This window comes from Psychrobacillus sp. Z16_25 (assembly GCF_056856695.1).
Genome location: NZ_JBXEOV010000025.1, coordinates 23,819 through 35,486, shown reverse-complemented (window position 1 = coordinate 35,486; position 11,668 = coordinate 23,819). Strand labels below are relative to the sequence as shown.

Sequence of the window (11,668 nt, the reverse complement as noted above, 5' to 3'; positions counted from 1 at the left end):
CCCATGCCGCCCATATCAAGAATAGATATTCAATAATTTTCTATAACTGTCCAAAACGTTGATATAACAGCGTTCTGGACAGTTACTTTCTTTTAAGACTATTCTACAAACTTCACTTTTGGTCACTTAATTTCTACATTTGGTCACCTGTTTGGTCACCTGTTATTATAAAAACCCCTTCATTGCCTTTTCAGTATACGGATCTGTTTTCTTTTCATCCTCATCTTGAACAACTACTTTCTCTACTTTCTTATACATGTCATCCTCAATAAGTTTCTTTACATACTTGCTGAAATTTCTCTTTTTACCATTCAGCGGATTAACTCTCTCGGCATGCTGTAATAAACTTAAATCGTGTTCATCTTCCTTGTTGAAGCTAATCGATTTGTTTATCCTCTCACTCACCCATATGCTCCTTTCGCCAGCTCGTAAAATCCAACCGCATTTGCGAAGACAGGATGCAATTTTTTCACCCCATTTCCACGGACGATTTCCGGCAATAGTATTTCAGCGTTCCTATAATGTTCTATAAGATATGGGGTAATCCCTTCTGCTATTCCACCACATATATACACTTTATCGTTCTTGTTCCACTTGAGCTTCGTTGTGTTCCTAATAATCCCTCTGGCTATCTTTGCAATATCCTCTTTATCCGTAACCGTCTCCACTCCAAAGTTAAAGGTCGTGCTAGCGTTATTGATATGATGTTTATCGATAACTGTTGCTGCGTTTACGGTACCGCTACCAATATCTAATATTCTTATCGTACCCATAGAAGGGATGCTCCAAAAAGCCCCACTTCCCTCTGGAGCAATTCCGACAGCTTCTATAGTAAATGAGATATCTTTATCGTTCACTTTGAATTGGTGATGTCCTTCTAACATTCGCTTGATTAATTCCTTTTCCTCTTGCTTGTGTCTCTTGATAGGTTGGCCGGTAACAATGGATACCCTGTCAAAGTGTGGACAGTACCTATTTAAATATCGGTAGATAGCTAGAAGGACTCTTATTTTTGTATCTTCATGGGCCTTGCTGTCTCCATACATCGTTCCATCCCCGAACTCATCTTCGAATGCTGCTATGGATCCTGCAAATCCTTTCCTTCCATTTATCTCAAACTCCATATCATCACTACCGAACTGCTCTTCCACGTCCCTTTCAAACCAATCACAGATATTCGTTTTAAAGCTATCCACCCCAAACTGTCCAACGACCTTCGCCTTATGGTTTCCTGCATCTATACCAAGTACCACTGTCCTCATTAACTTCCCCTTTCGTTTTTTACTGCAATTGTAGTAACAGTATATGCGACAAAATATTTTTTACTACAATTGTAGTAATTTTTAAAATGGCTGCATACTATGTATCATCAAGTGGTGTTTCAGATGGATGTTCACCTGGTTAGTAGCATCTGAAACAGGAAGACACCAGTAACTATAAGGCTTTAAAATCGTTTTTAAAAATAACCGATGCTTGCAACTCTTATTACATAAGAGAACCCGTGGCATCTCAAAACAAAGGAGTTGGCTAAAAATGTTGTTTGAAATTTTGACTACTTCTTTAATGGGGGGAGTCGCATTAAAAGCTTTCATCAAAAAAAAAGGATTGGCAACAAATGATAGCGGAAAAATTCAAAGGATTATCTCACTCAGCGGATTGAACGTGAAGGATGGCAAAGACACTTTGACCACCCAATTAATTAAGAAAAAACAGCATGATTGGGGATGGGAATATAAGTATAGGATTCCTCTAGGAAGAAGCTTTAATGATTACTTAAATAAGATGGGTACCTTACAGGATGGTATTAATAATAGAAAAAAGCGGATTTCTTTCAAAGACTTAAAGTCGCTTAACTTTGATGAGAAAATCGTGTTGCAGCTTCAAGAACTGTGGAAGAAAAAACTTACTGAGATGAAAGAAATCGAATTGGACTATGACGGTCTCCTAATTATCCGAGTTTACGAGAAACCTTTGCCGGTTAAGGTTAACTACGTTAAGGGGCATGAATGGCAGGTACCGGTCGGAATTACAAGAAACAAAAACGAATTTAAATACCATGACTTCGAAAAAGTACCTCATTTAGTACTTGGAGGTGCTACAAGATACGGAAAGAGCAATTTTATTAACTCTCTGATAGTAAGCCTTTTGGAAAGTAACCCTGACCATTTAAACCTATTCTTGATTGATTTAAAAGGCGGTGTCGAGCTTTGTGACTACGAGAACATCCGACAGACAGTTTCCATTGCTTATGAACCAGAGGATGCATTAAACACTCTTGCTCAAGCTTATGAACAAATGAGAACAATACAACAAAGGCTAAGGATGTTTGGAAAAAAGAACGTCCAGGAAGCTGGAATCAAGGAAAGATATTTCATTATCATAGATGAGGTGGGTGAATTGAATCCTGCAGAGGCGGTTACATCTGAAGAAAAGAAAATAAAAACACAGTGTCAGACATATATGAGCCAAATAGCGAGACTTGGTGCCGGGCTAGGTTTCAGACAGATACTCGCTACCCAATACCCTACTGGCGATGTAATACCTCGTCAATGCAAGCAAAATAGCGATGCTAAACTTTCCTTCCGAGTGCAATCAGCTACAGCTTCACGTGTAGTACTCGATGAAACTGGTGCAGAGTTACTACCTCAAATTAAAGGTAGGGCCATTTACCAAACTGCGGATAAACGCGAAATACTTCAAACACCAATTGTCACACCGGAGGTTATCCAGGAGATCATATCACCATACATCCGAGAGGAGGTAATAGACCTTGGGGAAGTTAAGCCAAAGAGAAGAACAAATACTGTTACTTTTGAAGAAGTTTGACTTTTTGACAAGGGACCAGCTGAACAAGTATTTCCGATTTGGCAGTATCCAAAATACGAACAGAATACTTCGCAACCTCTCTCCTTATTTAAATCATGTTAGAGAAGGCTATCAAACCATTTACTATTTAAATAAAGAAGGACGGGTGTATGTAGATTGTCCGAAAATAAGGAAAAAGGGTGGTCATATTAATCACACATTGATGAGGAATGACTTTTGGCTTCACTTAAACTGCCCACACGATTGGAAGAGTGAGATAAAAGTATCGGATGGTAGCTCATCTGTAATTGTGGATGCAATGTATTCCCTTAGTCTGCAAAAACATTTTCTTGAAGTGGATCACACTCAAACCATGAAAGAGAATCGTTTAAAGATTGAGCGGTATAAGAAGCTCTATGAAAACAAATTACTTGCAGAGTCACTTGGACACTTCCCTGTCATTGTTTGGTTAACCACAAGCAATTTCAGGAAAAAACAACTTATCGAAGCCTGCCATGGTCTACCAAGATATAGAGTGTATACAAATGCTGAAATCAAATAGAAGGAGGAAAAGGTATGTTTAGAAAGAAGTATAAAATAGAGGTAGTTCCAGAGAGTGAGTATACTGATTTTAGCCATAGAGTACCTGGTGATGCGTATGCGACTAAAAAGACAGTAGCACTAGCTGCGGTGGTGCCTGCGGTGGCTAGCATTGGTCTATTAGCACATAGGCTATCGCAAGGAAGCACCGAACAAATCATTGCGACATCAGCGCCAGTCGTTGAGCAAGCGCCTGTAATATTTACTCCACAGTATGCTCCTTTACAGTTACAAAGTTCACCTGAAGTCATAGAGACTGGATTTGTTGCAGGAACATCGCTAGAGATACTGACCAACATACTAGATCCTGTTATTCAAATATTAGTTGCAATTAGCTTTCCGGTAGCCAGTGTAATCATGATAGGTGCATGTTTCTTCTTTATGTTTGGTAATAGTGAAAAAGCATGGTCGTTAATAATGAATGCTGGGCTTGGATATGTATTGATCCAACTGTCTCCATTGTTCTTAGAAATATTAAAGGAAGTGGGTAACGCTTTATAAAAAAGGGTGCATTTAGATATATTTTCCTTTATAGTAAAAATAATTAATCTAACTTGGAGGTAGAAATGATGTCGCAAGTATTTGAGTTCACTTCGAATAGCAAGTTTATTGTTACTGTGGATGACTACAATGTAAAAATCCAACCAAAAGGTATGATGAACTATTTAAACAAAGGTGGTAGTAAGGGCGAAAAATCCATTCCATTAAAGTCCATAACAGCTATCCAATTTAAAGAACCAGGTTTGACTACTGGTTATATCCAATTTGCCTACAGTGGCTCTAGTGAAACAAAAGGAGGATCTTTGTCAGCTGTTAAAGATGAGAATTCTATACTTTTTAACAAGAAAGAATTGAGTAAAGCTAAGGAGCTTGTTGATTTAATAGAAAGTAAGAGACATTCTGAACCTGCCAATACCACTCCTACTATTAGTGCTGCAGATGAATTGATTAAATTCAAAGAACTTCTAGACCAAGGAATACTTACACAAGAAGAGTTCGATGCAAAAAAGAAGCAATTGTTAGGGATATAAGAATAACCACCTTCCATCACTAGTTGGTGGTTTTCTTTTTGTTTTCGATATTTCGTCTTTCTACACGATTTGTCATCTTAGCTATTTCTAAAACAGCTTTTCTCTCTGCCTCGTTTAACTTGAGAAGGTTTTCTAAAAAACGTAATACCTCCTCTTTAGAATATTTTTCTGCCATTTGGTTAATTAATGCTTCTGTTTCTAATTCCTTGGCTGTTTTCTTCAATTGGATCACTCCATTATCGTAACGTCTACTACCTCATCCATTTTTATATCGTGTAGTTTGAAGGGATCTTCAAGTTTAATTATGCGCCTCTTTAAATCGATATCCTCCACAATTCCACGATTATAGATAAACTCACCAGCTCTCCATAGCTTTAGTTTGGTATCAGCCTTACTTTTTAAAGCTACTTCTATTGTTTCCTGGAGCATTTGCAAATCAAACTCATCCAGCTGTGGACGTGGTACCTTCTCTATGTCATCTACATACTGCCTTAACAGTGAGACATGCTCAGTCAACATCATAGCAGTCCATTTTTTCTTTCCGCGGTCTCTCACTTTCGATAAATCAGGTAACTCAAGCATGTCATCAAAAAAACTGTCGTTCATATAATCACGTCCTTTTTAATTATTATACGAACAATTGTTCTTATTTACAACTTGCATTTTTAGGGAAAATAAAAAAAGCCTGCCACCAATCAAGGTAACAGGCTTCTAGTTACTAATCTTTCAATGCTTTTAATACGGCTAGACCAACAATATCCATGGGAGCTAGCTCACGTTTTTCCCATCTAGTTTTCCAATTTGCTCCGAAAGCTCCAGCTTTAATGCCCCCGTCAATAACGATTTGTTGAGTGGCTTTGGATTCAAGCAACTTTTCATATGTCTCTCGTAAGGTAGCACTTGAAAATTCTGCATCAGGTAATACTTCTTTAGCTTTCTTAGCCACGCCTTTTACCTCCTCGCTTTTCTTTAAACCAAAGTAACTAACTAACCCTCTCACGATTCCATCTGCTTGAGCTTTTAGTCTGGTCTCATCACGTAAAGCGATGATATCAATGTTACTATCCATAAAACCTCCCTCAGTTAAGATGGCTGGCATATTAGATTCAGAAAGCATATGAAATTTAGCTTCTTTAATCCCTCTATCTTTTAAACGTAAATGTTTAATTAATTGTGGATGAACAGCTTCTGCAAGCTTTTTTGATTGTTTGCTCCCTGGGTAGATGTATGTCTCAGTTCCAGTATGATTACCCCATTTACCTTCATCGGCATTATGGTGAATACTTACTAATACATCTGCCTTCCAATTGTTAGCTTTATTGGTACGCGCTACAAGAGAAACATCTTTTATTCCAGTTGGATCATCTAAGCGTAATGTCTCTACATCCTCGTAACCTCTCAAACCAGCAATCACATATCTTGCAACAATGTCATTAAACATCCATTCTCTTTCGTCGTCAGGAGTTCTTTTTCCTGGAGTGTTAAAACCATGTCCTGCATCAATAGCTATTTTCACCATTTACTTTCACTCCTTTGGCTTATCGTATTTTAGTGCATCCTCTGAATCACAGTGGCCTTCAGTAGTCGGATCTATTATGTGAAGGTATCCTGCATAAATCATAGTGAATAGCAGAACTGGGTTTCCATAAGCTGACTTTAAAAGTTCTTCCAAGGTGTTCCAAGAAGTTATATCAGTCAAACTTAAACCTGCGTAAACCAACGCTGGTGATAAAATAGTTATAATTAACTGACCAACAAACAAAGGGTTTCTAAAACGTACTTTCATGTTGATTTTCATCAATGATTCCTCCTATTTTAACAATGTAATTATTGCGATAATGATGGTAGCTAATCCTCCCGTACCAAGTGCGCTATAAAATGCCATTGTTATCTTTTCTTTTTTATCCAATTTTTTTATTACTATTTCTTTTTCTGTCTGAGCCTCAAACTCAACTTGTCTAAGCACATGGTCAGCAAAAGGTTTAAGTAATTCTCTAGTTTCCTTGCCGTCTTTCATGACTGTTACTTCCAATTCCTTCTGACCTTTTTGCATTCCAAGAATATCCGACTTTAAAGCAGTCATTTCTTGCTTAAATACTAAATGTTCGTTTTCTAAAGCTTCCACCCGAGGTAGGATGCCTTGGTGAATTATTTCCTCATGTTCTCCTACTTTTTCAAATGCTTCTTTCATGGATGTCATCCTTTCCGGCATCACTCCATCCCCCTGTCTATGTTGTTGTATTTTTATATAGGAAAATAAAAAGAACGCCCGTGTGGACGTTCTTGCAACCATTATTTATACTTTTCTATCAAGTTATTAACCGCTTCATTAACTGCAATAGTTTCAGTGTTGGCTTGATTACATACTCCAATCCTGTATTCATCCACAAATAATTGTGTTGCTTGAGCTCTATAGGTAGTACCTGTTAATGTCCAAACATCTACCAAATAAGAACCCTCATCCCTAACAACATGAAATCTTTTAACTGGATACATACTATCACCCCCTCTTTTATCCATTTTTCGACAAAAGAGGGGGTAAATCCTTTTTGAACATAAAAAATAACGCTAGCTTATGCTGCGTTTTCCTAGAATTCTTCATCAACTGATAGTGGTAATTCAAAAGGTTCATCGATTAACAAAATTGTTTCGTCATACTCCTGTTGTGTGATGTAACCTCTTCTTAAAGACTCATCAATCTGCCACTGAGTGAAGTTATCTGATGCGTACTGTTTTACCGGCTGATGATATGCATCAGGAATTGCCGGAAATCTCTCTGAACCATAAAGATAAATACTTCTCGCATAAGGTCCTACTCTAAATGAATAAACTGGTGTCATTCTACATTCCTCCCATTAGTATAAAATCCATAAATGATGATAAATCATCGTTTAATTGTTTTTGTTGCAATTCAATGGTCTTAATTTGAGAATCCTTACGAGCAAGTTGCTCTTCAATTGTTAATGGAATATCTTCATATTCGTAATACAATTGGGTGCCATCGAATTTTAGAATAGCTACTTTCCCTTCCTTAAGTTCAGGTTCAGGCACATTTTCTAGAAGCACACCCATTTCCCGAAGTTCCTCTTCCGTTTTTCCTAAACGTTCAGGTTGGTGATTTATAGAGAAAGATCCATCTTCGTGACTGATAACTAGTATCATATTAGTTCCTCCTTTACCAATAATTTCGGAAATTGGCATAACTACCTTTAGTACTCAAAGCCACCTTAAAAGCGCTAGCTAATGAAGATGGAAAGGTATAAAGCAACGAATTGTCTTGACGGTTGTAAATTTTGTAGCTCGAGCTATCGGAAGCAAAAATAAATTGATTATCAATGTCATGTACATTGGATATTGATGGAAGTGGATGAGTTATCACTTCTGGAATCTTCCCGTCAACTTCGACTAAAAACTTGGTGTTGTTCCCTGTGGCTATACTTGTACGTAAAAAATACGCTTTTTCTTTATAGTCGCGTAAAAAGGATTCCCTGTATCCGGCTGCAGAAAGATTTATTTGATTCGAGTTTACAATTTCACCAGATGAATAATCTATTTCTCGATGTATCATATAAGAGCCTGCAGCCGGGTTCATCGATTCTATTAACCCGTCATTTAGCAATGTTCTGAAAGGGTACGTAGTTTGGAATCTTGGTATCTTCGGGACCTTTGAAGCGATATTTGTTCTGTCATATATACTTAAATACCTATTGCTTGATAAGTCAAAAAGAGCCACCGCTCTACGTTTGGAATGGACTTTCACTGTGATACTTCCCATTCCGGTTAGGATTTCTAACAATTCTCCTTTAATACTGTAACAATAGATATTGTTGTTATGAGAAATGAAAATATCACCATTTTCGAACACATCAATACTCGGCAATAAACCACTACCAACAAGTGTCCATGAAACTACTTTCTCTCCTGTGTTTCCATTGAATAATTCTATATAGAATGTATTATTAACATGTGAACGAATCAAGATAATTCCTTTACTTGGGATAGGGATTACGCCATCGGAGTTAAAATCTTGTGAACTAACCATTGTGCTAATCAAATTTCCGTTCGACCCATACATCTGCAAAGTTTTTGGTGCAGTCTTTATAACAAACCCTAACTTGTATTTAGGCATCGATTTTAGTCCAATATTGTGATGGTATAAATCCCAATTCTTCACTTCTACATTTCCAAAATGCTCGTATAGATCAGTGTTCATCAAGCAAGCACCTCACCTGTCAGTACTCCATCTGCATTATAGGTAATGGTTTTAACTATAGTTTTCATTACAGTTGTGCCATCAGCTGTGTATAGGGTAATGGTACGTGTTCGATAATTGCCATTAGCATCCGGATTGGATAATACACTTCTTTTAACAGTTATTCCTGCACTGTTTTTTTGCGTAAAAGTAGTAAACATTCCGTTTGAGTCCTCTCCTGACTTCATAATGGAGAGTTCTTGTTTAAGTTCAATTAAAGCCCCTTCCGCATTGTCCGAGACGTAAAGATTGCTTGAATCATCCAACATAACATTCTTCGCTTGCGCATTAGCATCTGCAAAGAGGTTGTTTACAATACCACCTACCGTTACATCCGCCCGAGTGTCAGTCACGTATGATTGTTCGATTGCTGTTGCTCCAGCAGGTACCAAAATCGTTGCCACGCCTAACTCATAAATATCCGCGTCTCTTTGAATAGGTGGTGGCAATGGGTTACTTCCTGGGATACCTCTTTTAATGACTGTATTCATTCTACGATCACTGAAACTTAGACGGACAACCACCCTATCAATACGGTTCAGTACTCCGTCAGCAATATCAACAGGCAATATTAAGTCACTCGTATTTCTGTATTGATGACCATTTATCCATGCTCTACCAATTTTGACTTTGATGTTCATTAAATCACTGTCAGCAATAACCTTTAGGTTTGAATCGCTCGGGAAGAATCCGTTAGTGACTAGTGGACTAAAATACTCTGCAAAGTCCTCTGCCTTCCACATTCTATCTAATCCATTAAATGGACCGCTTAATTCTGCCATTATCTTTTCACCACCTTAGCATTAATGAAGGTTTCGATAGCTTGAAGTAAGGTTACATCTTCCTTATTCTCAAAGCGTGTCATTTCATCAAATTCTATTTGTTTACCATCTTTTTCAATAACAAACTTCGCATTAGTCATTCCGTCCACTCCATGAATTTTGAAATCTAGTAATTTAAATTCCATTATCGTTTAACCTCCCTTTTTATCTTGTCTAGCAAGGTTGGTATGCTTGTACCAAATTCAAGGTTGATAGAATAACCTTGCCGATTCCATTTTTCCTTTACCGTGACCACTCTAGAATGAGTTGCAATGCCCAGCTCGTCGTTTCGATTTGTCACTTTATCACCAATAAAATAATCGACACCATACGTAAACTGCGAATTGGTATCGATATCACTTTCAAATGAACGTATTCGAGGATATTCAGCTAGAGCACTATTGCCGGTTTCTAAAATTGTGGCAATGTACTCTTCCTCTGTCATTACCACCTCTTGGTCATTTTCATCGGTATAGGATTTCAGAATGTTTGTTGCATCCACAAATACCTCTCTACGTTCGAATCCATTGACCATATCGTTAACCATTATTGTTTTTTCTTCTCCCTCTACAATTGCAGTAGATTTGTACTCGGCCTTGTCATCTACATACGATTGCCTGGTGACATTATCAAAGGCCTTTGCAAATATGACTCTAGAATTCGAATTTTGTTCAGCACTTCGGTCTATTCCTTGGAAAGTGCTAGCCACATATTTCTTAGCTTCATGATTCATAAGGATTTCAAAGCTGATATCGTATTTCCTACACATTTCCCAAATAGCGATATCTAATTCTTTATTGGTGTATGTCTCATCTACTACAATATCAATGCCCTCATTTTCCCCTAATACTAGGTTAGGAATTATCCTATTTGGATCAGCAGGATTGATAGCATTGGAATTGATAAATGACTTTATTACATCCTCCAGTTGACCTGTGAAACGTTGCTGCCCTTTTATAATCCTCCACGCCATCATTACGGATAATGAGCGACAGATAACTTCAATCGTGACAGCTGTCTCATCGGTGTACTGTGGAGTTTCAACATAATAACCCCGAAAGATATCATTTGACTTTACTATGATTCTATCAGCATCAGTTAACAACAAATCGGCATGCTTCTTATTGCCCTCCACAGTTAGAGTGAGTGGTGAATGGTCATGATACTTTGTATGGGCCTCTACCTCTTCGAAGACATCGATTATGCCCAGCCTATTGAAGTCCATGTCAAATACCCATAATTCAATTTCATTGGACATCCATTACACCCCCACAAATCGATTGGTGAATATCATAGAGACCTCTAGATTATCAACACCAGAATCCGCATTGTATCTAAATAGATTGTCTCCTGGTGACAGTTGCAGGAAATCACTCATATAATCAACCGCATAGGTTATATCTGTCCGAACATTATTGCGTATCAATGTTGCTGTCTTTTTACCGACATAGGTGCTAACCTCTATCATATCGCTGCCTTGCATATCGATATTTAATTTTAAGGTTTGATACGTATTAACATTGATCAATGAAGGGTTGCTCAGACTGGCCAATGCCTTGAATCGAATTATCATGCCGGTATCGTTATTTCCATCATTGATTACATTCGCTATTAAAGATTGAGTACGATATCCAAACGCAACACCTTCTTCAGGGATGACCAATGGGAATTGCAAGGCTGGAATCCATGTAGCAATTTCTACAACAGTAGAAGTAGCGGAATAAATAAATGGATCTGGTGCAGTGAATTGTAACAATCCTCTTTGCCAAACATGGTTATCGTTTTCAAAATCTTGTGGAAGACTTGGAGTAGCTTCTAGGTTGGCATTCAAGTAATACGATTCTCCGCCCTTCGTTGTAAAATCCAGCCTCATAGGGTTATGTTTGGGATTGAATACTCGAAAAACTTCTAGCCTTCTTTCCTCCACCCACCATTTTTCTTTATTACTTTTAAAAATAAGAAAAGATAAATCAATATCTCTTGTCTCTAATACAGTCCGTTGATAGTTGGCTCCATCCCTAGTAGAGTCCGAATAGCTGTTGGTAGCCCTTAAATTACTGAGGTCCAATCCATCAATCAAACGAAAATGACGACCGAATTGTATCGAATCGCCATTACTGTTTGTAATCTTCAATTCTTTAACTATCAAATCGTCACCT

General features: G+C 37.7%; 19 protein-coding genes. 4 read left to right on the top strand and 15 right to left on the bottom strand.

Annotation, left to right across the window (positions count from 1 at the left end):
- Nucleotides 1-165 precede the first annotated feature (165 nt).
- Both AC1VU3_RS16610 and AC1VU3_RS16605 read right to left on the bottom strand, forming a co-directional pair.
- The gene (locus AC1VU3_RS16610; RefSeq protein ID WP_482984066.1) at nt 166-405 is read right to left on the bottom strand and encodes a hypothetical protein; all 240 of its coding nucleotides are present in this window, start codon (nt 403-405) and stop codon (nt 166-168) included.
- Entirely contained in the window at nt 402-1,262 is an 861-nt protein-coding gene (locus tag AC1VU3_RS16605; RefSeq protein ID WP_482984065.1) for a ParM/StbA family protein, read from the bottom strand. Before AC1VU3_RS16605 ends, AC1VU3_RS16610 begins: the two co-directional genes overlap by 4 nt.
- A gap of 271 nt (nt 1,263-1,533) precedes the next feature.
- Between AC1VU3_RS16605 and AC1VU3_RS16600 the strand changes: the two genes are divergently transcribed.
- From AC1VU3_RS16600 to AC1VU3_RS16585, 4 genes are all read left to right on the top strand, one after another.
- The gene (locus AC1VU3_RS16600) at nt 1,534-2,826 is read left to right on the top strand and encodes an FtsK/SpoIIIE domain-containing protein (RefSeq protein ID WP_482984064.1); all 1,293 of its coding nucleotides are present in this window, start codon (nt 1,534-1,536) and stop codon (nt 2,824-2,826) included.
- Nucleotides 2,771-3,367, top strand: a complete 597-nt coding sequence (locus AC1VU3_RS16595; RefSeq protein WP_482984063.1) for a replication-relaxation family protein — start codon at nt 2,771-2,773, stop codon at nt 3,365-3,367. Before AC1VU3_RS16600 ends, AC1VU3_RS16595 begins: the two co-directional genes overlap by 56 nt.
- A gap of 14 nt (nt 3,368-3,381) precedes the next feature.
- Entirely contained in the window at nt 3,382-3,906 is a 525-nt protein-coding gene (locus AC1VU3_RS16590) for a hypothetical protein (protein WP_482984062.1), read from the top strand.
- A 68-nt stretch (nt 3,907-3,974) separates the two neighbouring features.
- The gene (locus tag AC1VU3_RS16585) at nt 3,975-4,436 is read left to right on the top strand and encodes a DUF4429 domain-containing protein (RefSeq protein ID WP_482984061.1); all 462 of its coding nucleotides are present in this window, start codon (nt 3,975-3,977) and stop codon (nt 4,434-4,436) included.
- Nucleotides 4,437-4,455: 19 nt separating this feature from the next.
- Here AC1VU3_RS16585 and AC1VU3_RS16580 read toward each other — a convergent pair whose 3' ends face one another.
- The 13 genes from AC1VU3_RS16580 to AC1VU3_RS16520 form a co-directional block, all read right to left on the bottom strand.
- Nucleotides 4,456-4,659 (bottom strand): hypothetical protein, encoded by a 204-nt coding sequence (locus tag AC1VU3_RS16580; protein ID WP_482984060.1) that lies wholly within the window; start codon nt 4,657-4,659, stop codon nt 4,456-4,458.
- A 5-nt stretch (nt 4,660-4,664) separates the two neighbouring features.
- On the bottom strand, nt 4,665-5,042 hold the full coding sequence (locus AC1VU3_RS16575; protein ID WP_482984059.1) for a YolD-like family protein: 378 nt from the start codon (nt 5,040-5,042) through the stop codon (nt 4,665-4,667).
- 112 nt (nt 5,043-5,154) lie between these two features.
- Nucleotides 5,155-5,955 carry an N-acetylmuramoyl-L-alanine amidase family protein gene (locus AC1VU3_RS16570; protein ID WP_482984058.1) on the bottom strand — a complete coding sequence of 267 codons (801 nt, stop codon included), beginning with the start codon at nt 5,953-5,955 and terminating at the stop codon, nt 5,155-5,157.
- A 6-nt stretch (nt 5,956-5,961) separates the two neighbouring features.
- Nucleotides 5,962-6,234, bottom strand: coding sequence for a phage holin (locus tag AC1VU3_RS16565; RefSeq protein ID WP_482984057.1), 273 nt, complete (start codon nt 6,232-6,234; stop codon nt 5,962-5,964).
- A gap of 12 nt (nt 6,235-6,246) precedes the next feature.
- Complete coding sequence (locus AC1VU3_RS16560; protein ID WP_482984056.1) at nt 6,247-6,648, bottom strand: hypothetical protein; 402 nt, start codon at nt 6,646-6,648, stop codon at nt 6,247-6,249.
- Nucleotides 6,649-6,728: 80 nt separating this feature from the next.
- On the bottom strand, nt 6,729-6,932 hold the full coding sequence (locus AC1VU3_RS16555) for a hypothetical protein (protein WP_482984055.1): 204 nt from the start codon (nt 6,930-6,932) through the stop codon (nt 6,729-6,731).
- Nucleotides 6,933-7,024: 92 nt separating this feature from the next.
- The gene (locus tag AC1VU3_RS16550) at nt 7,025-7,276 is read right to left on the bottom strand and encodes a hypothetical protein (RefSeq protein ID WP_482984054.1); all 252 of its coding nucleotides are present in this window, start codon (nt 7,274-7,276) and stop codon (nt 7,025-7,027) included.
- Between the two features lies 1 nt (nt 7,277).
- Nucleotides 7,278-7,598 carry a hypothetical protein gene (locus tag AC1VU3_RS16545; RefSeq protein ID WP_482984053.1) on the bottom strand — a complete coding sequence of 107 codons (321 nt, stop codon included), beginning with the start codon at nt 7,596-7,598 and terminating at the stop codon, nt 7,278-7,280.
- 13 nt (nt 7,599-7,611) lie between these two features.
- Nucleotides 7,612-8,649 (bottom strand): hypothetical protein, encoded by a 1,038-nt coding sequence (locus tag AC1VU3_RS16540; RefSeq protein ID WP_482984052.1) that lies wholly within the window; start codon nt 8,647-8,649, stop codon nt 7,612-7,614.
- Nucleotides 8,649-9,470, bottom strand: a complete 822-nt coding sequence (locus tag AC1VU3_RS16535) for a hypothetical protein (RefSeq protein ID WP_482984051.1) — start codon at nt 9,468-9,470, stop codon at nt 8,649-8,651. Before AC1VU3_RS16535 ends, AC1VU3_RS16540 begins: the two co-directional genes overlap by 1 nt.
- The gene (locus AC1VU3_RS16530) at nt 9,470-9,655 is read right to left on the bottom strand and encodes a hypothetical protein (RefSeq protein ID WP_482984050.1); all 186 of its coding nucleotides are present in this window, start codon (nt 9,653-9,655) and stop codon (nt 9,470-9,472) included. Before AC1VU3_RS16530 ends, AC1VU3_RS16535 begins: the two co-directional genes overlap by 1 nt.
- The gene (locus AC1VU3_RS16525) at nt 9,655-10,767 is read right to left on the bottom strand and encodes a siphovirus ReqiPepy6 Gp37-like family protein (RefSeq protein WP_482984049.1); all 1,113 of its coding nucleotides are present in this window, start codon (nt 10,765-10,767) and stop codon (nt 9,655-9,657) included. Before AC1VU3_RS16525 ends, AC1VU3_RS16530 begins: the two co-directional genes overlap by 1 nt.
- Nucleotides 10,768-10,770: 3 nt before the next feature.
- Nucleotides 10,771-11,658: a phage tail family protein gene (locus AC1VU3_RS16520; RefSeq protein ID WP_482984048.1), complete on the bottom strand. Its 888-nt coding sequence runs from the start codon at nt 11,656-11,658 to the stop codon at nt 10,771-10,773.
- Nucleotides 11,659-11,668 lie beyond the last annotated feature (10 nt).

Coding starts and splice junctions, on each gene's coding strand:
- AC1VU3_RS16570 (WP_482984058.1), bottom strand. CDS start 5,955: ATGGTGAAAATAGCTATTGATGCAGGACATGGTTTTAACACTCCAGGA.
- AC1VU3_RS16575 (WP_482984059.1), bottom strand. CDS start 5,042: ATGAACGACAGTTTTTTTGATGACATGCTTGAGTTACCTGATTTATCG.
- AC1VU3_RS16540 (WP_482984052.1), bottom strand. CDS start 8,649: ATGAACACTGATCTATACGAGCATTTTGGAAATGTAGAAGTGAAGAAT.
- AC1VU3_RS16590 (WP_482984062.1), top strand. CDS start 3,382: ATGTTTAGAAAGAAGTATAAAATAGAGGTAGTTCCAGAGAGTGAGTAT.
- AC1VU3_RS16525 (WP_482984049.1), bottom strand. CDS start 10,767: ATGTCCAATGAAATTGAATTATGGGTATTTGACATGGACTTCAATAGG.
- AC1VU3_RS16560 (WP_482984056.1), bottom strand. CDS start 6,648: ATGCCGGAAAGGATGACATCCATGAAAGAAGCATTTGAAAAAGTAGGA.
- AC1VU3_RS16555 (WP_482984055.1), bottom strand. CDS start 6,932: ATGTATCCAGTTAAAAGATTTCATGTTGTTAGGGATGAGGGTTCTTAT.
- AC1VU3_RS16605 (WP_482984065.1), bottom strand. CDS start 1,262: ATGAGGACAGTGGTACTTGGTATAGATGCAGGAAACCATAAGGCGAAG.
- AC1VU3_RS16600 (WP_482984064.1), top strand. CDS start 1,534: ATGTTGTTTGAAATTTTGACTACTTCTTTAATGGGGGGAGTCGCATTA.
- AC1VU3_RS16550 (WP_482984054.1), bottom strand. CDS start 7,276: ATGACACCAGTTTATTCATTTAGAGTAGGACCTTATGCGAGAAGTATT.
- AC1VU3_RS16585 (WP_482984061.1), top strand. CDS start 3,975: ATGTCGCAAGTATTTGAGTTCACTTCGAATAGCAAGTTTATTGTTACT.
- AC1VU3_RS16535 (WP_482984051.1), bottom strand. CDS start 9,470: ATGGCAGAATTAAGCGGTCCATTTAATGGATTAGATAGAATGTGGAAG.
- AC1VU3_RS16530 (WP_482984050.1), bottom strand. CDS start 9,655: ATGGAATTTAAATTACTAGATTTCAAAATTCATGGAGTGGACGGAATG.
- AC1VU3_RS16565 (WP_482984057.1), bottom strand. CDS start 6,234: ATGAAAATCAACATGAAAGTACGTTTTAGAAACCCTTTGTTTGTTGGT.
- AC1VU3_RS16545 (WP_482984053.1), bottom strand. CDS start 7,598: ATGATACTAGTTATCAGTCACGAAGATGGATCTTTCTCTATAAATCAC.